At 64.7% G+C, this 21146-nt stretch carries 12 protein-coding genes and 1 tRNA gene; 8 read left to right on the top strand and 5 right to left on the bottom strand.

Annotation, left to right across the window (positions count from 1 at the left end; all coding sequences use genetic code 11):
• Positions 1-441 precede the first annotated feature (441 nt).
• Together ACQP1N_RS04170 and ACQP1N_RS04165 are read left to right on the top strand one after the other, a co-directional pair.
• A complete protein-coding gene (locus ACQP1N_RS04170) occupies positions 442-1560 on the top strand; it encodes a hypothetical protein (protein WP_433229201.1) in 1119 nt (372 codons plus the stop codon).
• Between the two features lie 351 nt (positions 1561-1911).
• Positions 1912-3339 (top strand): hypothetical protein, encoded by a 1428-nt coding sequence (locus ACQP1N_RS04165; protein ID WP_433229200.1) that lies wholly within the window; start codon positions 1912-1914, stop codon positions 3337-3339.
• A gap of 229 nt (positions 3340-3568) precedes the next feature.
• On the opposite strand, the gene ACQP1N_RS04160 is transcribed toward ACQP1N_RS04165, so the two are convergent.
• Positions 3569-3880, bottom strand: coding sequence for an integrase core domain-containing protein (locus ACQP1N_RS04160; protein WP_433229198.1), 312 nt, complete (start codon positions 3878-3880; stop codon positions 3569-3571).
• 1279 nt (positions 3881-5159) lie between these two features.
• Here ACQP1N_RS04160 and ACQP1N_RS04155 point away from each other — a divergent pair.
• Complete coding sequence (locus ACQP1N_RS04155) at positions 5160-5981, top strand: hypothetical protein (RefSeq protein ID WP_433229197.1); 822 nt, start codon at positions 5160-5162, stop codon at positions 5979-5981.
• 490 nt (positions 5982-6471) lie between these two features.
• On the opposite strand, the gene ACQP1N_RS04150 is transcribed toward ACQP1N_RS04155, so the two are convergent.
• Positions 6472-7569, bottom strand: a complete 1098-nt coding sequence (locus tag ACQP1N_RS04150; RefSeq protein WP_433229196.1) for an integrase core domain-containing protein — start codon at positions 7567-7569, stop codon at positions 6472-6474.
• 547 nt (positions 7570-8116) lie between these two features.
• Here ACQP1N_RS04150 and ACQP1N_RS04145 point away from each other — a divergent pair.
• Genes ACQP1N_RS04145 through ACQP1N_RS04130 form a run of 4 tightly spaced genes read left to right on the top strand, consistent with a single transcriptional unit; the run spans position 8117 to position 16918 of the window.
• Complete coding sequence (locus tag ACQP1N_RS04145) at positions 8117-9520, top strand: PD-(D/E)XK nuclease family protein (RefSeq protein WP_433229194.1); 1404 nt, start codon at positions 8117-8119, stop codon at positions 9518-9520.
• Between the two features lie 16 nt (positions 9521-9536).
• Positions 9537-10676: a hypothetical protein gene (locus ACQP1N_RS04140; RefSeq protein ID WP_433229192.1), complete on the top strand. Its 1140-nt coding sequence runs from the start codon at positions 9537-9539 to the stop codon at positions 10674-10676.
• The gene (locus tag ACQP1N_RS04135; protein WP_433229190.1) at positions 10669-14073 is read left to right on the top strand and encodes a signal recognition particle; all 3405 of its coding nucleotides are present in this window, start codon (positions 10669-10671) and stop codon (positions 14071-14073) included. Before ACQP1N_RS04140 ends, ACQP1N_RS04135 begins: the two co-directional genes overlap by 8 nt.
• Positions 14074-14113: 40 nt before the next feature.
• Positions 14114-16918 carry a pPIWI_RE module domain-containing protein gene (locus ACQP1N_RS04130; RefSeq protein WP_433229189.1) on the top strand — a complete coding sequence of 935 codons (2805 nt, stop codon included), beginning with the start codon at positions 14114-14116 and terminating at the stop codon, positions 16916-16918.
• A 693-nt stretch (positions 16919-17611) separates the two neighbouring features.
• Here the strand turns inward: ACQP1N_RS04130 and ACQP1N_RS04125 are convergent.
• The gene (locus tag ACQP1N_RS04125) at positions 17612-18262 is read right to left on the bottom strand and encodes a tyrosine-type recombinase/integrase (RefSeq protein ID WP_433229187.1); all 651 of its coding nucleotides are present in this window, start codon (positions 18260-18262) and stop codon (positions 17612-17614) included.
• Between the two features lie 404 nt (positions 18263-18666).
• Here ACQP1N_RS04125 and ACQP1N_RS04120 point away from each other — a divergent pair.
• A tRNA-Ser gene (locus ACQP1N_RS04120) sits at positions 18667-18786 on the top strand.
• A 587-nt stretch (positions 18787-19373) separates the two neighbouring features.
• Here ACQP1N_RS04120 and ACQP1N_RS04115 read toward each other — a convergent pair.
• Complete coding sequence (locus ACQP1N_RS04115; RefSeq protein ID WP_433229186.1) at positions 19374-20252, bottom strand: DMT family transporter; 879 nt, start codon at positions 20250-20252, stop codon at positions 19374-19376.
• Between the two features lie 223 nt (positions 20253-20475).
• Positions 20476-21132, bottom strand: coding sequence for a DedA family protein (locus tag ACQP1N_RS04110; RefSeq protein ID WP_433229184.1), 657 nt, complete (start codon positions 21130-21132; stop codon positions 20476-20478).
• Positions 21133-21146: the final 14 nt, after the last annotated feature.

Genomic DNA, 21146 nt, shown 5'->3' with positions numbered 1-21146 from the left:
CGCGGACACCTACTGCCCAGGGTGCGGCCGGTGTCTGGATCCTCGCAGCCACATCGCCGGTACACACCACCGGCACTCCTCGCTCTTCTCATAAGGGCAGGGTGGGTCTGCAGGGGATGCATCGACCATCACAGACGGCGACAGACTGGCCTACCGAGCACGACAGCACAACCTCGGGCTAGGGCGACACAAGCTCCTCCTGGTTTGCCTCCCATCACGGAAGCCGGGGCACGCACCTCGCTCAGACGCCGATGGCCGGATCTGGCTGCATCGTTCTGGTTCTCCTGACCCGCCCCGGCCACCTGGCATCGGACCGACCTGGTGTACGAAGAGCGCCGTGACGGGCGGTCCCCTGCACGATGGGATTACGGAAACCCCGCGAGTCGTGCGCCTAGGCGTGTGCACACTGAGGGCATCGTCAGACGGACGGAGGTCGAAGCGATGGCAGCGACGTCAGCAAAGCCCCCCGAAGGCGTCATCGAGATCGACGGCATGCTCTGGAAGCCGAAGCCCGGCGCAACTGCCACGGCCGAGGAATTCATCGCGGCGCGGACGCTCTTCGGCGAGATCAACCGCGATGGCAGATGGAACCCGTGGATCCTCGATGAGCGCCAGGCCGAACTCGATGAGGCGATCGCCCTCATGGATCAGTGGACGCGAGCCGAACCCGGGCACCGCCATCTGACGTTGAAGCAGTTGGAAGCGCGCTGGGAGCGCGAAGACCGCAAGCTGGAACGTGAGCGCGCCGCTGCCGTCAAACAGCGCAAGGAGCGCAAGCAGCACTATGACCCGCACCGGGCGCATGCACGGCTTTCGCTCATCGAGAATCGGTCCATCCTCGACCACCTGAAAGTGGACCTGGATGCGTTCCAGGACGGTTCGCGTTTTCCAGCTATGGATCCGGACAAGCGCCAGAAGGAGATGGCCGAGCTTGAGACAAAATTCGAGCGTATCCAGGAGAACGTGAAGCGCCTTGAGGCCGAAGTAGGAGACCCGGAAGACGTCATCGACGAGAACGGCTGGTTGCCCAGGGAACGGCGCGAAGAGGCACTCCTTCAGTACAAGTACAACCGGGAGTTCGCGGTCCGGGACCTGCGAAAGCAACTCTCCGAACTGCAATCCACCTACAAAGCCTCGAAGGACCGGAAGGAGCGCTCAGACCTGCGCCTCAAGATCAGCCCGGCACAGCGCAATCTCGACAATTTGCTCGCAGTTTCCGAGCTTGCCGCCGAGCAGATGTGTAGCGAGTGCGCCACGCCGATATTCAAGCACGGTTGGGTGACGCCGCCCTACGACGGCCCATGTCCGGCTTGGCCGGGGTGGGCGAAGCGGATACAAGGGGTACGGGAGATGCTTCTAGCCGCCGGCGAGGCGAACAAGCAGCGCCACAAGCCAGCCGTGCCGCCGCCACGCAAGCCGGAACCTCTGGCCGTCATCCCGTCGGGATTGCCGATCGCGGAGATCACGGCGCGCCTGACCGAGCTGCAAAAACAGTTCCCTGATGCCGAAGTGCGACGCGGACGGGCGAACCGGTGGGAGCTGTGGCCAGCGAAGAGCTAGACTGCGATTTTGAAGCCTCTCTGAAGACATGTGTCGGTCGGTCGGCCCGGCTGCTGGTCGCCGTGTTCGTCGGTCACCCGACCATCCTGCCGCTTGCTGGGCGCTGGCACCGGGCTCAAGCCGCACCGGGCTCAGGTGACAGGCGAGTCACGGGTGATGTCTGGTTTCATGGGCAGCCTCCTGGGTATCGTGGATATGCCGATCAGGGTCACCGGCCGTACCGGGGACACCAGCGGACCTTGACTTTCATCGCCCGGAGACTTGGCCGTACCTCGTTTACCAGCGATTTCCCCTGACACTCGTCGTCCGCGTGTCCTCCATGCGCGGCGGCCAGACCTCGGAGAATCCGTCGTGTCCGACCCGCACTCCCCCTTCACGGTGCCCGTCAACTTCTACTGCGAACACACCCCGAGCAAGAGCAGAGTTCACGCCCTTATCTCCCCCGCCAGCGGCCCTCACGTCCTGCAGGCTGTATTCACCTGCAACGACTCAGAACTTGCACAGGACGCCACAACCCTTCTGTCCGCTGCCTGGTACGGCGGGGAAGGATCTGCCCTCCGCGCCGAAGCCGAACGCATCCTGACCCTCCTGCCCACCGCTCCCGCGGCGTCTTTGCGGAACGCACTGGACAACGCGTTTGCAGGTCAATGGCCGCCCACCCCGCACTCGCAAAGCACTGGTCGCTCAGCCGACGCCCCCGCGGCAGATGTATTCGACGAGGACGAGGACGAGTTCCTCGCTCCCGCGACCGTTGACGCACTCGCCCGGACACCCAGCGGCGCGCGGCTCGCGGATTTGCCAGGACCGGTCGTCAGGATCACCAGCTTCATCGACGTCCATGTACACGACCAGAAGCGGCTCCTGGCCGCCGCCCGCGCCACTGGCTGGACCCCCTTCACAGACCAAGACCAGGAAGACCCCGATGACATCGTGGGTGCCGTGATGGCGCTCGCTGACCATCCAGAGATCCCTGGCACCGACAACGCCGACAACGAGATGGGCGGCGAGCTGCTCCGCCCCCGCAATGGCGATGAACTCTCCCCATGGAGTTCCTCTCCGATCACCGCCACTTTCACCTTCGGCTTTAGTCTTCGCCGACCTCCGAAGCCACTTCATACACGCGAAACGCAGTGGGGAACGATGCCCGACTTCGCCAAGATCTTCCCCGTTGAATGCACATGCGGCTCGGCAAGCTGTGCAACCTGCGAGGCCGGACCCTTGACCCCGCGAACGGCCGACCTGATCCACACGGCTCTGTCGACCATGGCCGACGCCGCCTACGACGACATCCAGGAGCATGACGACGACCCCGTCCCGGAAACCGACGACGCAAGCTGGGGATTCTTCACCCAACTCCCGCGGCTAGCCCTCCACCAGCCCCGGCAATGGCGCCGAGAGATGGCCCGCGCCTGCGACGACCTCACCGAAGACCTCGAAGCCGGCGAACTCCCCACACCCCGCTGCTTCGCCGAAGAACTGGTCCTTCACTTGGCCCTTGATCAGGCCCCCGCCACCCTCGAAGAGAAGCAAGACCTGGAGGACAAGGACCACGAGTCACTCCCCAGACACCCCGACGATTACGACTGGAGTCTCTACAGCGACCAATTCTTCCAGGACTCTGACATCCTCCTGCTCTACCAGCCCGCACTCGACGGCATCGAGGACCCCACAACCCCACTCAACAAAACCAACGGCATCGGCGACATGCGCCCCGACAACTGGTTCATTCCCTTCAACAACGTGACCCCCCGCCACCCCAACCGCGGATTCCGTCGTTAATCCTCGAGAGTCTTCCCGCTGCCTGGTCTCCACAGGCAGCGGGAACGCAGGCCGGCAACGAGAGAGCGACCCACGTGCCCGTTACGCAGCCCAGCAATTGGCGTCCCTGTCCCTGCCGAAAATCTCGTCCGCGCAGGTCAAGTGGCATGTTCGTACTCGTTGAGAATCCCCCCAGCCGTTGCCTTCTTCGGAAGCTCAGGTAAGCGATCTGCTTCGGTTCGGTGATCGCTCAGGGCAGCGGCGTCAGCGGACGGGCGGCGGCGATGCCCTGATGAGGCCGATGTTCGTTGCAAAAGGTCTCGAACTCGCGGAGGGCGTGGAGCAGGTGACGCCGGTTCCAGATCAGAGTCCGGTCGAGCAGTTCACGGCGGCCGGTCTGCACCCACCGCTCCATGACCGTGTGCGTCCTCGGCATCCGCACCCCGGTCAGCACCACCCGGATACCGGCATCGGCCAGGACCACGTTGAACAACTCAGGGAACTTGGCGTCCCGGTCGCCGATCAACAACCGTGCCTGGCAGCCGGCATCCTCCAGATCCATGACCAGGTTCCGCGCCGCTTGGGTCATTCACGCTGCGGTCGGGTGAGCGGTGGCACCCAAGACTCGGACGCGGCGGGTGCTATGTTCGATGACCGCCACCACGTACATGCGGGCACCGTTGAGGGTGACGGTCTCCAGGAAGTCACACGCCAGTAACGTCTCGGCCTCCGAGCGCAGGAAGCCGGCCAGGTGGTGGCTGAACGCTCGGGCGCCGGATCGACGTCGGCATCCTTGAGGATCTCCCAGACGGTAGAGGCCGCAACCTTTACACCGAGCACCAGCAGTTCCCTGTGCACCCTCCGGTAGCCCCAGCTCGGCTTCTCCCGCACCAGGCGAAGGACGAGAGCCCGGATGGAGCGGACGGTCGGTGCTCGCCCCGGACACATGGGTCTGGAGCCGGCGGCGCGCCGGCCCGCGATCAGGTCCCGGTGCCAGCGCAGTACTGTGTCCGGCCACACGAGCAGCCACGTCCGCCGCAATACGCAATGAGGCAACCGGTGCAGCAGCGCCGCGAGCAGCGCTCGATCCGGCCGGCGAACCGTACCCTCGCACCGTCCAAATGGCGCTCCAGCACCGTGATCCGATGCCGCAGCACCAAGATCTCGGCGTCCTTCTCCCGATCGGACATCGGAAGCAGACGCAGCACCGCGAACGCGTTCGCCACGGTCAAGCAGGCCGGTCGCGAGAGCACAACCGCCTATCATCCCGACGCCAGGGCGGAGTCGTGGCCTGTCCCGCGACAGTTCCCAGCCCTACGCCGCAGTCTGCCGGACATCACGCCCCTCACCTGCACGGACGTACTTTTCGGCAAGCACAAGGTCGGACACTGCCCACGCCGCGGGTGACCTTGAGGTCGGGGCTATGTGGTGTGAGTGCGGACGGCGAGGAAGGCGTCGTGGGGGTGGTCGGCGCGCACTGCGTGCCAGGAGGTGACATCGGCCAGCCAGGCTGGCTGGTCGATGGTGCCCGGCTCACTGCCTTGCGGGGTGAGGGCGACGGCAGTCTGCGGGTGGATCGGCGCCAGGTAGCAACATCGGTAGTGGTGGTCACCGCGCTTGCAGCACCGTGAGCCGTCAAGCCTGCGTCGCAGACAGGAGGGTGGGCGCGCATCGCCATGTTGCGTTCTCTTCGAACTGGCACCCCTCGCGGAGACACGGTCTATTCTTCTGCGGTGACCTCGTTCAGCCCTGATCGCAAGCTATGCAAGCATCTTTTCGGTCGCGCAAATAAGTGTGCTTACCCCGCCTGCGGCCGCCCCCTGATTGTTGAGCATCGAGGCGTGTTGAGCGTCGGTGTCGAGATTGCACACATTCGTTCACGCAGTGCACGCGGCCCCAGGTATGATCCCTCGTGGCCGAAGGATCAGATCGATGTTGAGGCGAATCTCCTACTGTTGTGCTTTGAGCATCACAACTGGGTAGACGAACATCCCGACCTGTACCCTGCGGAAGAACTTATCGCCTGGAAGAGGGCGCAGGTGGCGCAGGATAGCGGTATTGACCTGAGTGATTCACAGATTGCTCAGGTTCTGGACGCTCTAACCAAACCCGCAGCGGAAGTGGAACTAGTGGGAGTGGTCGGCCTAGGAGTATCCTGGCTTGCCGTTCCTTTCGGAGCCTGCGGGACGGCAGAGTTCTTGAACGCCAAGGACATGAAGAACTACCTAGGCGTTCGTGTAACGAACACCGGGCCCGTTCCGTTCGACGTGGACGGCACTGGGATTGACATAGACACGGGAAGCGCCGTGCCATCCAGGTTTATGTATCCGGCAGAAAGTTATCCAGGCCGCCCACCGAAACGTCTACTCCCAAACTCAAATGGAACTTGGATAGCACACATTCCAACTATCGGAGCTGGCCTGAAAGAGGCTAGAGAGAAGCTTGGCATGCCCGAGCCGTTGGCAATCCGGCCTTACGCTCAGGTTGCGTCCAGAAAGCCTGATTTCGCAGGTGAGTGGATACCTCTCGACGGCCTCCAGAAGCGCTGGATGCTGCGCACCGCACTTGAGTGGACCGAACACGGCGACACGCAACGACTTCAACAAAGGCGAGATGGTACTGATGTGATAGCTGAACTGGTCAAGTATTTCGCCGACAAATAGCCGGAGTAAAATTCAGCCCAACGGCCATCGGCGGTGTCTCAGGGATGATACGTCGGTAGGCACGGTCTTCCATCAAGATCACGGGGCGTCAGCAACTCCATGATCTTGGGAAACCGTGCCTGTCCGCATCTCAGTCACCCTCAACATCCTGAACCGGACACCGAGCCACTTTGCCGAAGCCCTACATCCGCCGCTCCTCCGGCCAGGTGTAAAAGAGGGTCCGCTCAGTGACGCCCTGGGCGCGATGGGCATACGTCCATCTGCAATAGCGCGACCGGTTGCGTGCTCGCCGCAGCCGGCCGCAGCGTTCTTGGCGTTTTGAGCGGGCGAGAGGCTGAGCAGATCATGAGCACGCCGCAGCGGTCAGGATTGGTCGTTGTCCGATGCTTCCCCTTCAGGATCCTCTTGAGGAGTTGCATCTCCATCGAGCAAGCCCAGTTCGCGAGCGAGTTTCCGACCGTGCGCTTGCCGAAAACTACGTCCGCGCAGGTCAAGCGGCATGTTCGTACTCGTTGAGTATTCCGCCCAGCCGTTGCCTTCTTCGGATGTCTAGGTGAGCGATTTGGTCTGGTTCGGTGATCGGTGGAGGCAGCGGCTTCAACGGGCGTGAGTTGGCAATGCCTTGGTGCGGGCGGTGTGCGTTGTAGAAGGTCTCGAACTCGCGGAGGTTATGGAGCAGGTGGCGCTGGTTCCAGATCAGCGTTCGGTCGAGGAGTTCACGGCGGCAGGTCTGCACCCACCGCTCCATCACTGCGTTCATCCTGGGCATCCGCACCCCGGTCAGCACCGCCCTGATGCCGGCATCGGCCAGGACGGCGTCGAACATCTCCGGGAACTTGCCGTCCCGGTCGCGGATCAGGAACCGTGCCCGGCAACCCGCGTCCTCCAGATCCATGACCAGGTTCCGCGCCGCCTGGGTCACCCACGGGGCGGTCGGGTGGGCCGTGGCGCCCAGAACCCGGACACGGCGGGTGTGGTGCTCGATGACCGCCAGCACGTACATGCGGGCGCCGGTGAGCGTCACGGTCTCCAGGAAGTCACACGCCAGCAGCGCCTCAGCCTGCGATCGCAGGAACCCGGCCCAGGTGGTGGCGGAACGCTCGGGCGCCGGGTCGATACCGGCGTCCTTGAGGATCTCCCATACCGTGGAGGCCGCAATCTTGACGCCGAGCACCAGCAACTCGCCATGCACCCGCCGGTAGCCCCAGCCCGGGTTCTCCCGCACCAGGCGAAGGACGAGGGCCCGGATGGAGCGGGCGGTCGGTGGGCGGCCCGGCCGCTTGGGTCTGGACCGGGCGGCGTGCCGACCCGCGATCAGGTCCCGGTGCCAGCGCAGCACTGTGTCCGGCCGCACCAGCAGCCGCATCCGGCGCAGTACACCACGAGGCAACCGGTGCAGCAGCGCCGCCAGCAGTGCCCGGTCCGGACCGGTGAACCGCACCCTCGCCCCGTCCAACTGGCGCTCCAGCACCGTGATCTGATGGCGCAGCACCAAGATCTCGGCGTCCTTCGCCCGGTCGGTCATCGGAAGCAGACGCAGCACCGCGAACGTGTTCGCCACGGTCAAGTAGGCCAGTCGCAACAGCACAACCGCCCATCATCCCGGGGCGAGGGCGGTGTCGTGGCCTGTCCCGCGACGCTTCCGGCCCTGCGCCACCACCCGTCGGACATTACGGCCCTCACCTGCGAGCAGGTCTGGTTTCCACACACCACTCCGATCGAGGAACCACAGCAGCGCCTCCTTCGAGCGCGGGTCGGCCCTGCTCGATGCTGTCGGTGGATGCTCACGACCGAGTGACAGGATCGTTTGACCTCCTCTGTGAGACTTTCCTCCGTCTTTGACACTTGTTGATCTAGTAGTTGTGTTCTCCTGTTGTAAGCCCAAATCTCTTGGCCGTACACGGCGTGTCGCGGCCATACGTCGACGTGTCGGGAGAGCAGTGGACGTCGTATGGCGGAAACCCCCGTGGCTGGTGGGGGATGAGGGACTGCTGCGGGTCGGACCAGGCACTGCTGGCGATGAGGAGCATTCGTGTCCCTCCTTCGCTGCCGCGAAGGCTCGGCCTGCGCTGCGCGCGGCAGTGCGGTCGCGGCTGCCACGGGAGCGCCTGGAGACCTTCGCACTGGGGCCCGTCATGGACGCTCTGGATCGGATCGAGTTTGAAGATGTCCCGGTCGAGTTTGCGCTTGCCGAGCTACGGAGCAGGTCACGGGCGGTGCATGAGGGACATCTGCGCTATGTGGATCACGCGGTTCGCTTGTATCAGGAGAGCCACGAGAGCCTCAAACCGGTCCAGCCGTACTGGGTCGTACAGCGTGGAGGAGAGAAGTTCTGGGAGTTGTATGCCTGGTGGCGACGTTACGAGTCCTTTGACGGAAGCGTTCGTGAATACCGGCGGCTGCGCCAGGGGGCGGCTAAGGATTCATCGCCTGGGGAGATAGGTATCGCGGCCTATGTGGCTGCGTTTGGGAGTCCGGCCGAGTGGCCGAAACCTTGGAGTGATCGTTTCCCATTGCTGGACGGAACGGCCGACCAGGTCCAAGGCATAAGGATCGTGGAGGTCGGTCTGGCGGACGGGCGGGACAGGGTCCAGTTCGAAGGCAGCGTCGCGGAGGCAGAGAGTTACTACCGTCAGCATGGTCATCAGCACGTGTCCAAGGTCGTCTCGGCCGGCAGTCTGTCGACAGGTGGCTCGTGCTTCGGCTGTAAGCAGATGACCGGGTGTACGGCGTTGCCACGCGTGCCTGGAATCCTGGGTTTGCCCTCGCGACGGGCTCCGCTCCGGAAGGTGTCCATTTCGACTCTTCGGTACTACTTGGACTGCCCGGCGCAGGCGCATCTACGGTCTCTGCACCTTCCGGCAGAAAGCGAGTACACCGATTCGGCCAAGCTTGGTCAGGCGGTCCACCGCTGGATCGAAAACTTGCATCGCCGTGACAATCATCCTGCGTGCTCGCTCGCGGACATGCCGCCCTCAGGGACGAACTGGACCGGGGGACGTTGGCGGGTTCCCGAGGACCTCGCCGAGGTCGGTGCTCGCATGCTTCGCCATCATGTCGATGCCTGCCCCTTCCAGGCTGAGGACGTCGTTGAACGCGTCGAGGTAGAGGCGAAGCGGGCGTTTCACGACACTGCGGCCCAGGTCATTGTCGTCGCCAAGCCCGATCTCCTCTACCTAGAGGACGGTTCCTGGGTGTGGCGGGAACTCAAGACCACACAGAGGGAGCGTTGGTTCCACGACGACGTGCTCGAGGAGTTTCCGCAACTGGCCCTCGGTGTCGTCGCGCTGGCTCGGGGTGCTCTCGGAGGCGATCTGAATGGCTCACGGGTGGAGGTCGAGATCCTCCGGCCTGAGGGATCTGACCTGCAGATCATCGATCCGTTCGAGGGAGGCCGTCTGGAGAAGGCACTCTCGGTCCTTCGGCGGTACGCGGGGCCGTGGCGGGCTGACGCGGCCTTTGAGGCTCGGCCCGGCAAGAAGTGTCAGTGGTGTCCTGTATCCAGGTGGTGTGCGAGCTACTCCGAGGCGGCCGCGTGAAGGCGAAGGCGCTGTGATGATCGAATCCAACCAGGCACCCGCTCCGTCGGCGTTCTTCGACGGTGAAGTACTCATGCGTCTGGTTGCTACGGCGTTGGTCACATTGTCCCGTCAACGTTCAGTGTCGAGCCCCGCCTACCCGGCGAAGGTGCAGAACGCCTACAACCACCTGGTTTTGCACTGCCTCAAGAAGAACGAGCAGCCGCCGGGCAGCGTCGCGGAGATGGTGTCGTGGGCGGCCACACGCCCGCTGGTCAAGTGGCCGGTATCCGTGTCCGAGGAGCTGCTCGGAGGTGACGGCCTCCTGGTTGACAAGGACACGCGCACCCCCACCCAGACTTGCTTGGAGTGGGAGGTGCACGCCGCTGATCCCGCAGCCGAGTTGTTCGAGAACGAACGGCTGCTGGAGGCGATCGCGGTCTGTCGCGACGCGGAGGCGCCCGATGCCTACACCGCCTTCCGGCGTCACCTGACTACCAAGCCGGTTCTCACGGGCGCGGAGCTCGCCGAACTTGGCGGAGATCCAGAGTTCGGGCTGTTGCTGCATCCGATTCTGAAACGCTGCTACGAGTCCGCGCCCACCTCCTACCAGCGAAAAGGCACGTTCATGCAGTGCGCACGCTGCCGGTGCCTGATGGTGCCGACAAGCTGGGGTGGATTCCGCTGTGAGCTCGACCGCTGCCGCCGGGACGGAAGAACGACCACCGGGACTGAGTTGCCCCCCAACAGAGGGGGCGTGTTCCAGCTCAGCAGGCCGTTGCGCATGTTCATCACAAGTCCGGGCCTGGCGGAGACCGACCTGGAACAGGCGTTGATCACCAGGTACGGAATCAAGCCAGAGATGTGGCCGAACTACGACGCCTACGACCTCAGGGTGGCTCTGCCCGGCGGACAGGCGTGGGCGGTAGATGTGAAGGACCGCGTGAATCCAGTCCTGCTCGCTCGGACGACGAGGCCGTTCCGGAGGAAGCCGCCCTACGATCGGGCTTTCCTCGTTGTCCCGCGGTATCGGTTCGAGGACAACGACGCCTACGGGAGGATCTTCGCCCGGCATCTGCCAGGCGAGCTGGCCGACCAGATCACGCTGCTGGACGATCAGGCGTTTCTCAAACTGGTCGCGTCGGTCCGGAACAAGACAAGGGGGCGGCATGCGTGACCGTAGCGGCTGGCACCGTAGGTGTTCCCCGGCCCAGCTCAACGATGTCTGGCCGGCGAAGCTGGATGCATTCCGGCCTGGTGATCTGCTTGACGTCGAACTCGGTCTTTATCTGCTCATGTGCGTCATGCCCACGCGGTCAGCTAAAGACGCCTGGACACTCCTGGGCGGTTACCCCATTGCCGAGGCGTTCGGTGATCTCCAAAGTGAGGAGCAGCGGCTTCGTGTGCTGCGCGCTCGACACTATCTCTGGGACCTTCGACGGCCTAAGACCTGGCGTGACAACCTTGGGCGCTACCTCAAGGTCCCACAGGAACTCCGCGGTTATGACCTGGACGATCTCGACGATGTCCCGGGACGCCGGAATCCGTCGCGGGCCGTGAAGCGTTTCGAGGTCTACGAGGACCTCCTCACGACCGCGCCGGACTACGCCACGCGTGAGATCCCGCTGGCTGAGGCAGGCGAGCAGACCTTCCGGGCGAGGGACCGGGAACACTCCGTCACGTTCACCCCCGACCTCCTGGTGGATTCAACACCGAAGGCGCACGACCTGTACGCGCCTCCCGCAGGTGAAGGCAACCCTATCGAGGTCACCTGGGAGGAGCTCGAAAAGGCCGCCGCCGAAATGGACAAAACCGAGCAGGCTAACGGCGCTACCCGGGGCAGTAGATGGTCGTGGCGGCTGAAGCGCGTCAGGCTGTTGGTCCGGGATGATGAGGACGGCAGGTTCATCCGCCAGCGCAAACTGCGGGTGGACCGTCTTCTTCATCTGGTCGGAATGGTCGGCGCAGGAAAGTCCACAATCCGAGACATTCTCGCCTTCCATGTGGCGGGCAAGCAAAAACGGCGTGTCACCATTGTGGTCGGTGACGTCGCTGAGACCCTTACCGTCGTGGAGCAGTTCAAAAAGCTGGGCCTCACCGCTGCCCCTGTGCTGGGGCACTCGACCCGGGAACGCAACATCAGCCGCTTGCACCGGCGAACGGCGACAGCAGGCGCCGCCACCATGCTTGCGCACAACGATCCCGGCTTCGCCTACTTGAGCAGCGCTTGTCCGGTGGACGCTCTGCGTGGCTTCGAAGCCCGGGCGCCGCTGGGGATCAACGAAGCCCCATGCTTGTCGCTCTACACAGTGCCCGATGAGATCGAGGAATCCTCCGCCTCAGACCTCGACACTGCGCCCAAGACGCGTCAGCCCAAGCCGAAACGCCAGCTGTGCCCGTTGTGGAATCGCTGCCCTCGGCATCACGGTGCCCGCGAACTCGTGGACGCGCAGATCTGGGTCGCCACACCTGCCGGCCTCGTGCACAGCGCGGTACCCCAGCACCTTCAAGTTGAGCAACTACGCTACTTGGAACTGGCAGGCAGGCGCAGTGACCTGATCATCATCGATGAAGCCGACAGGGTGCAGATGCAGCTCGACACAGCTTTCGCGCCGGCGAGCACATTGGTCGGCAGATCACCGAATTCATGGTTCGACGAGGTTGCCGTTCACAAGTTCCAGCAGATGGCCCGTGACGGGCGCCTGCAGCTATCGGCCCGTGACGTCGACGACTGGACGAACGCGGTCAACACCGTCAGCGCGGCCACCGACCGGATCTACGCGTTGCTCGTCAAGGACGACGACCTCCGTAAGTGGATCAGCGTCGATTACTTCAGCGCCTTCACCCTGCACTCGTTGCTGATCAAGAGCTGGTTCCCGGGAATCGACCAGAGCGATCCCCCGCCACAGGTTCAACTCGTGGAAGCGGCCCTCTCCCGGTTCCGCGACGACCCTCTCCACCAGGCCCAGCCGAGAGGAGAAGACGACGAGGTCACCGATCTGGTCAACACCTTCGTCCACCTGGCACTCGAGCTGTTGCACGCCCCGCACGGATCAATGACACGGGACCGGCTGCGTAGGACTCTCGTAGAAGCTGTGGGCCGGGATCCCGAGATCGAGGACGAGCTCGACGTGCAGGCAACCCGGTTCGAATTCACGCTATTGCTGGCCGCGTTGCACAGTCGGCTCAACTTCATGACGATCCTGTGGCCGCGAGTGGAGGCGGCGATGAATCTCGAAGCCACCTCCAATGTCCTATCGCGGAGGCCACCCAAGGACTACGAGCCCGTCCTGCCCGAGTCGCCGATGGGCAACGTCCTCGGCTTCCAATTTCGGCACGACGACCGAGAACGCGATGGTGACCGTAGCGGCGAACTCCGGTTCTTCCGCTGCAACGGCGTCGGCCGCGAGTTGCTCACCCGCCTTGGTGATCTCGCCGAGGTGGATGGGCGGCCCGCACCGAACGTACTGCTCATGTCGGCAACAAGCTGGGCGGGGACGTCCAGTAGATACCATCTGCATGTCCCAGTCGGGGCCATCCTGCGTCCCCGTGAGGAGGAGATCCAGGCCATCCTGGCGACCGAGTTCCGCAAGGAGTTCCTCTACTGGCCAGACAGCGACAGGCCGGTAAGGCTTTCGGGATGTGATCCGGAGCAACGCCCGGATGCATTGCTGCAGATGCTGCATCAGTTGGCCGTGCCCGATCGGAGCCTCACCGACTCTGTGAGCATGCTGGACGCGGAACTGGATGAGATCGAGGACCCCGAGCGCCGTCGGATCCTCCTGCTGGTAGGCAGCTACGTGGAAGCCAGGACGGCAGCGGAGTTCCTGAACCAGATTCCGGAGTGGAACGGCCGAGTCATACAGCTGATCTCCGACGACGCGGACTCAGACTCGGCTTGGGCGCGGATGCCGGATACCCCCGCCGTTCGAACATTGTCGCGGGGCAACGTAAGTTCGTTCGCCCGTTCCGGCGGTGAGATCCTCGTCGCGCCGCTGTTGGCCGTCGAAAGAGGGCATAATATCGTCCTGAACAGCGGCAAGGCTGCGATCGGGAGCGTCTTCTTTCTCGCGCGGCCGCATCCCCGTCCGGATGATATCTCTCTCGCCATCCAAGCCATCAACGACTGGGCTGTGCGCCAGCTGCGAGACGAGGACGGTCTGTTCCGCCAGGCAGCGCTCGCGGCGGGAACACCGGACCGCGCCGGAACCGAACTGCGCACCCGGGCACGGAAACGGTGGAACCGTTTCCTCACCAGGCGCATGGCGTGGTCCAGCCTCCGCGATGAAGAGAAGATCGCCTTCACCTGGGATCAGTTGGTGGTCATCTGGCAGGTCATCGGCCGCCTGGTCCGCGGTGGCGTACCCGCCAGAGTCGTCTTCGTCGACGCGGCGTTCTCACCTCAAGAAGCCGGATTCCGCGCGACCGACACCGCCGATACCAGTCTCCTGGCCAGTATGCGGGACGTCCTAGCCCCCTACTTCGACGACGACCCCGACCTGTCGCCCACCGATCGCTCGCTCGTCCAAGAACTCTACGAGCCGCTTTACCGTGCGCTCGTCGACATGAACTAACCGAGATTCCCGTTCAAGCCACGTCGGAGGGCTCGCAGTGGTGTATCCAGAGATCCAGCCCGCGTCCTATTGGCCGAACCCGCACCACGACGGCTTCAAGGCGCAGATGCATACTATTGCGCTGCCCGCTGACTGGGAGCTGCCGATCAAGAACCTGTACCACCACGGGATGAGCCCTCAACAGGCCGAACGACGCAAGCGCATCCCAACGAAAGCAATCAACCAGGTGATGCGTGCCGTGGCGCCGGATCTAGTGTCGGTCGACCACAGCGCCACCTTTGGCAACGAGCAACCCTGGCTCTACGCCGCCACCCCATACCCGACACCCCTCATTAATCTCTTCGCGGCGGCGTGGCTGCGTGACCTGCAGCGGGACCCGGAAGACCCCGAATCCCGTCGCCTGCTCCACAAGACCTTCCGGCTACTCGAAACGGAGGGGCTGACCTGGCGGGAGAGCACCGTGGACCTCCTGGAGAGCACCGTCTCCGAGGGTGGCACGGTGCTGCCTGCCAACCATCTCTTTCGGCTTCTTCCGGACGTCCTGGCTACTCGTATCACGCAGCTCGATCCGTATGAGCACCAAGGCGAGCGCCTATCGTTCCGGCAGGTCGCCGGCGATGCCCGAGCAGGCGGTGCAGAGCTGATGTCCTGGCCCCCGTTGACCTACGAATCCACGAACAAGAAAGGCGACGGCACCAAGCTCTGGCGCTACTCCGCCTACATCCGGCTCAGCCTCCGGTCCACGCCCTTCTCAGCGATCCCAAGAATCCACCTCACTACGGGCGTCCGCCGCTTCGTTCGCGGGCAGGTGTGGATGCCCCTCGAAGACGGCGTGTCGGTATACCTACTACCCGATGAATCACTCATCCCCGAAGGACCAGCCCCGTCAAGGCTCTCTGTCGCCATGATCGAGTGGAACCGGGGAACAACGAACTGGCGGCACGGCGGACCGCAAGGCATGCTGGTCGGAGTCTCCGCATTTCAGCAGTTGCCACCCGTGGAGCGGCTCGTCAAAGAGGCCGATCACTGGATCGACGGTCGGCATGACGACATTGCGGTCGCGGTCAGCCACCACACAGCGATGGGATACCACGCCGTCGGCACCGGGCTCATGCCAAGCGAACGCCGTAGGCTGACCGAATGGGCAGAACAGGCCCTTCTTCCCGACTTCCTGCCGGTGCCCACCCTCCGACGGAGCAAGGTCGCCCCACCTGCAAAGAAGCAACTGGAATCCCATAAGAGTGTGCCCAAGAAGGAAATCTCTGAGGAGGAACTCGCCGCCATCCTCGCCGAGAACAAGGCTCGCGACGATCGAAACGGCATCCGGCGACGACAATGCCTCGCAGATAGCCTCGACGGACGCCCGCTCATCGCCATTGTTCTCCATCAGGCGGACGGCACACGAGACCGCATCATCCAGGCCGCCGAGGACAGCCTCGCCCTCTCCCCTCACCGGCTTGAGCAAGGCCCCACAAGGTGGGAGTGGAGCACAGACGAGCTGGACATCAAGATCTATGCCCAGCCGATCGGGGCACTGGGCGGGCCTCTCAGCCAAAGCGACAAACCACCCGCGAGAGGTCGAGAGCACGATCAAGCGATCGCCACACGCCGAACCGGCGTCGCAGCATTCGCGGAAAAGCTCAAAGAGAAGGCACCGGGCGCAAAACTCGCCCTCGTCGAACTCGACGGCAAGGAGAAATTCGCCAACGCCAACCGCCGCAACGACCCGAAGTACGCGATCCGTCTGGGTCTCGCGGACGCAGGCCTCATCAGCCAGTTCATCCGCCCCCTCGACCATGACGCCGAGGACCCTGAAGAGGCAGAACAAGATGCAATATTCCGCGCCGACGCCGCATGGCTGGACAGCCTGAGGCAAACTGGAATGCGCTTCACCCCCCTACACACACTCGGCGAAGCAATCCCAGACCAGCTCAACCAGCTAGCATTCTGGCTCGTCAAACGCCGCTCCGACGGGCCGACCAACAAAGCGCAGTTCACCCCCATCGCCGTCCTCATCCGCCCAGGCCAGAAGTGCATCATGGGAAAGACTGCGGACATGGCTGAATGGGTTCCCTACCCCGAGCTCCTCCTCAGCCTTACCGGCCAGATCGACCAAGGTGACCTGAAGACGGAGGCTCAGCAGTCGGCCGCGACCGCAGCGTTCGTGAAGAAGACCCTGAGCATGCTGCGCGGCAATCCGACCCTGGTCCTGACCAGAGCCCAGAACATCCGCATGAGGTGGCCCTGGCTCACCAATAAGGGCTTGGTCCAAGACCGCATCGGGTTCGACCGGGGCCCGCTCCAACGAATCAGCTTGGCCGGCAAGCAACTGCGAGTGATTCGGGTCGCCGACGGCGACCGGGACGAGACCAGCCAATGGTGGGCTCCCGCCGAGCTAAGCAACGAGGAGTATGAAGGCAAGCAACGCGGTGGTATCGCGAAAGGTCTTTGGAAACCTGAAGCTTCCGACCGTATCTTCTACAGCACGTCCGACAAAGCGGGCACTCACCTCATAAGCGTGGAAGCGGCAAAGCTCACCCGCCACGTCAATGAGAAGGGCCGCAGTGAGTTCAGGCCCACGAAGAACGCCTGGAACCCCGACCTTCTCGAGCTGACGATCGCCTGCCTGCAACCGAAAGACGATCCGGAAAAGTGGGCCATGTTTGTCCACCAGCAGCGTTTCTGCGATGACTACCGGGACGTTCTAGGTCTACCTCTGGTGCTACACCTGGCTAAACTGGCCGATCAGTACGCACTGCCCCAGGACGACATCGAGACCGCCTCCCCGGTAGAGGAAGAGGAGCAGGAATCGGAACAAATGATGATCGAGCTAAGCTTGAAGTAGCTCCAATTCTGCATCTAGGAGCGCGATTCCAGGCCGGTTTCGGCAGGCGACACGTTGCCGATGGTCGAGTGCAGGTGGCTTGTACCGCTGTCGCGACCGATCATGCCGGGGTGGCTGTCCCGGTCGAGCAATGCGCAAACGCGGCTTTCCAACTCGTCGGCAGGGCGGGTGCTGTGTGCATTGACAGCTTGAGTCTCCTCCAACGTGGTTGGTGACGGCCTACTGCACCTGCGTGCATCCCACACTCAGTTTGCGTAGGTCAAGCAAGGCCGCCGGCGAAGAGGTCCTATAATCGCTAACGTTCCATGCTGGCCCCGTGGCGGCTCGTTGGCGGCTCGGCGGTTCCGAACCAGATCGGCACGTGGCGACATGGGACAGCACGCGAATAGGGCTCCAGGCGGAAAGAACGCTTTTAATCCGTAGGTTGTGGGTTCGAGTCCCACGCGACCCACCAGCTTTGACCAGGGAAAACACGGCTCTGACAGCCAGCCGGTGATCATGCCTGGGGCCGGGATGAGGCCGCCCTGGGGCCGCCATACACGCAGGCCAAGTCCAACACCCCCGCGTCCTCCACCATTCTGACGGGGGAAAGGCCGAATTCCCGCGCCGAGCTGCTCGCAGCCGCCGCGCCTCCGGTATGCGGTTAGTCCCTTCGCAGGTCGACGGGCAAGGACAGGGAGCGGTTGCTCTCGCTTACGCCGCAGAAGCCGTGTTATCGACGCGACCCCGGACAGCAGGCCGCGCTCGGGTGCGGGGCCACGCCGGCTCGGGGCGCAGAGTGGTCGGCCGGCGCCGCACCGGGCCCGCCCGGGTACGGCTCGCCGCTGGCCGTTGACGCCGGGCCGGAGCACGGCCCCGGCGCCGGGTGGTGCCGGGCACCACACCAGCCGCGCGGAGCAGGTACGCGGCGGTCTTCTCCGCGGCGGTGTGCGCGACCTCGGGTAGCACGGAGGTGTAGGTGTCGGCGGTCAGCACGATGCTGGAATGCCCGAGCATCTCCTGCACCACCGTCAACTCCACCCCGGCCGCCAGCGCCAGCGTGGCCGCGCCGTGCCGCAGGTCGTGCAACCGGATCGGCGGCACATCATGCTCGGCGATCAGCTTCTGGAACACGTGCGTGAGCCGGCCCGGGGCGACCGGGCCACCGATGTGGTTGGTGAACACATACCCGCTGTCACGGTACCTCTCGCCATAGGCATCCGCCTCCGCCTGCTGTCGGGAGCGGTGCACGCACAACGCCGCGATGGTGGTGCGGTCCAGCGCGATCACCCGGGTGCTGTGCGGCGTCTTGGGTGCGCACGCGGTCAACCGGCCGTTCCTGCGCTGCACCTGCCGGCAGATCACCGCGGTTCCTGCGTCCAGGTCGACCTCGCACTACCGCAATCCGGCCGCCTCGCCGCGCCGCAGCCCGCGCAGCGCGATCAGGTGGTAGACGGCGTACAGCCGATGGCTTCGGATCTCGTTGAGGAAACCGGCCTCCCCCCAGGCACCTCACACACCTACCGGATCCGCGCCACCGACCCATTCGGGAACACCGTGCAATCCCCCGCGAGCACCCCCGTCCAGGCGTCGCCCGCTACCTGACTCGGAGAAGCCGCCATGGTGCCAGCTTCCAGCACACGCACCCCTGCACTTGCCGAAAACTCCATCCGTGCCGGTCAAGCCACAAAATCACCAACGGACCATGGCGGCTCGTTGTCGGCTCGGCGGTTCTGAAACGAATCGGCATGCAGTGACATTGGACGGCAGGGAAATCGGGTGAGATGCGGACGGCTCGGCATAAAATGACACTGTGAGACCCGTTCCGACACGACAATTTCGGACTTTTAATCCGTAGGTTGTGGGTTCGAGTCCCACGCGACCCACCACCCTGACCGGGGCGAACACCCTTCTTCGGGTACACCGGAGATCTGGCCTGAGGCCGGCCTGAGGCCATAAACAGCAGGCTGCGGACACGCCCGCCGGCTCCCACGGCCTCCCGCTCCGACCGGCGACCGGGCAACGGCGATCCGGCGTCCGTCCCCTTCCTCGGCACCGGACGCGGTCTAATGCTCAGCTAGCCCTTTCTGCAGAGGACGACGCAGGACCAGGGAGCGGACGCTCTCAAGCACGCAACAAACGCTGAGGCGGATCGACCACCAGCACGCGCGGCGGCGGTGTGCGCGAGCTTGGGGAGCACGCTGGTGTAGGTGTCGGCGATCAGCACGATGCTGGAATGCCCGAGCATCTCCTACACCACCGGCCAGGGGGCGGCCGTGTTCGCGACCGGCACGATGCGCTGGGTCTGCGCCATGCGCGGACCCCTCTGCGGACACGGCGTCACCCAGGCCGGACGCCGGTCCGTCACGCAGGTCACCCAAACGCTCATCCGGGCCATGGCCGCAGGGCCACTCGGACGCGCCCACCCCGTCCCGCCCCAACTACAAGGACACCGTCAATCCACGCTGAGGCGGCGTCACCGGTCGGCCTGGTCGTCCGGCGGGACGGCCGCGGGCCGCCGCGCCGGCGGCTGCCAGGTGGTGCTGGTCGTCCAGATGCCGTAGGCCATGGCGAGCGCGGCGACGAAGTTGATCGCCAGCCGCGGCGGGGACGTCCTGATCCGCTCGTGGAACGCGGTGAGCCCGATGATGACGGAGACCAGCGGCTCGCCCAGCGTCATCGCCGTCAGCGGCGACGCCAGCGAACTGTGCTGGAACGCGCTCTGGTTGAGTTGCATCCCGACGATGCCGGCGCCGATGAGCACGTACACCTCCCAGTGCAGCGGGAGCGTGAGCGGACGGGTCGCCAGGATGTCCGTGCAGGTCTTGAGCAGCGCGGCGGTGAACCCGTACAGGACGCCGGTGGCCAGTCCCACGGAGGCGCCCGAGCGCGATCCCCCGGTCGTGTGGTGCGACAGGGCGAGCAGGCCGATCACAGTCACCGCGACGAGCCCGCCGCTGGCGAACCACGCGACGCCGCTCGGATGTTTGATGCCACCCTCCGGGGCGGCGACCAGGAAGGCGGCCAGCCCCGCCGTGGCCAGCGCGGCCCCGCCCAGCTCGCGCCGGTGGGGCCGGCGCCGGTTGAGCGCGGCCTCCATCGGCACCGACAGCGGCAGCCCGCTGACCTGGATGGGCTGGACGAGGACCAGCGCGCCGATCTGCAGCGCGGTGGCGTGCAGGGCGATCCCGACCAGGTCAGTGAGCTGCCCGCCGATCCAGATCGGATGGTGCAGCAGCCGCACGTCGAACAGCCCGTGCCGGACCTCGTGGAACGCGGCGTGGTGCTGGAGCGCCGCCGCGAGCACGAATAACACCGCGGCGGCCAGGGCGATCGCGACCGCCAGGACGTTCACTCGAACCGACCGGAGCGCCCGCCGCCCGAAGGACCGGCAGCCTGCTGAACCGATCCGGGCACCCGCCGTTCCCGTGCGTTCATGGCGGCAACCCCCCTCGTCCTCGGAACGGTCGCATCAACAGCGCCATGCCCTGTCCGGCGGACCGCAACGAGGCCGAACGCCTTCCTTCACCGCCCTTGAACGGCACGCGACAATTCACCGGAATGCCCGGCGCAAAGCATTACCGGGAATTTGGTCCTCGACGGTCATCTGCACTGCTGTGGCCATCGCGTTTCCGATGCAAGTGACCGCGAAGCCGCCAGATGACAACGGCGAGGACGACCACACCGACGATCACGATCGCGGTGACCCGCCCGGCAACATGCTCGACCCGGGCATAAGCATGCCCGGCGAAGTATCCGAGCAGCGTGAAGCTCACGCCCCAGACCAGACCTCCGGCGGCGTTGTAGACCAGGAACACCCGGCTGGGCATCCCCGACGCCCCGGCCAGCGCGGGCATGATCGCGCGGAAGAACGCGACGAACCGTCCGGCGAAGACGGCGGCACCGCCCCTGCGCCGGATCAGGTCGCGGGCGCCGTCCACGCGGTCGCGGTGGCGGCGGAGCGGACGGCTGTCCAGAATCGGCTGCCCGACATGGCGCCCGATCTGGTACCCGACGAAGTCCCCCGCGATCGCCGCCAGGACCACGATCACGGCGAGCCACACGACCGAGATCTTCTGCTGGGCGGCCAGCGCCCCGCCGAGGACGACGGCGGTCTCACCGGGCAGCACGAAGCCGAAGAACAGTGCGTCCTCGCAGAACACGAGCCCGGCGACGACCCCATAGACGACCGGCCCGGACAACCCGGCCACCCACGACACGACCGAGGCGAACAAAACTCAACGCCTCC

The sequence above is a fragment of the Actinomadura formosensis genome, from assembly GCF_050948385.1.
Classification (GTDB): Bacteria; Actinomycetota; Actinomycetes; order Streptosporangiales; family Streptosporangiaceae; genus Spirillospora; species Spirillospora formosensis.
Note: the sequence above shows the minus strand (reverse complement) of the source record. Positions and strands in the feature narration are given on the sequence as shown.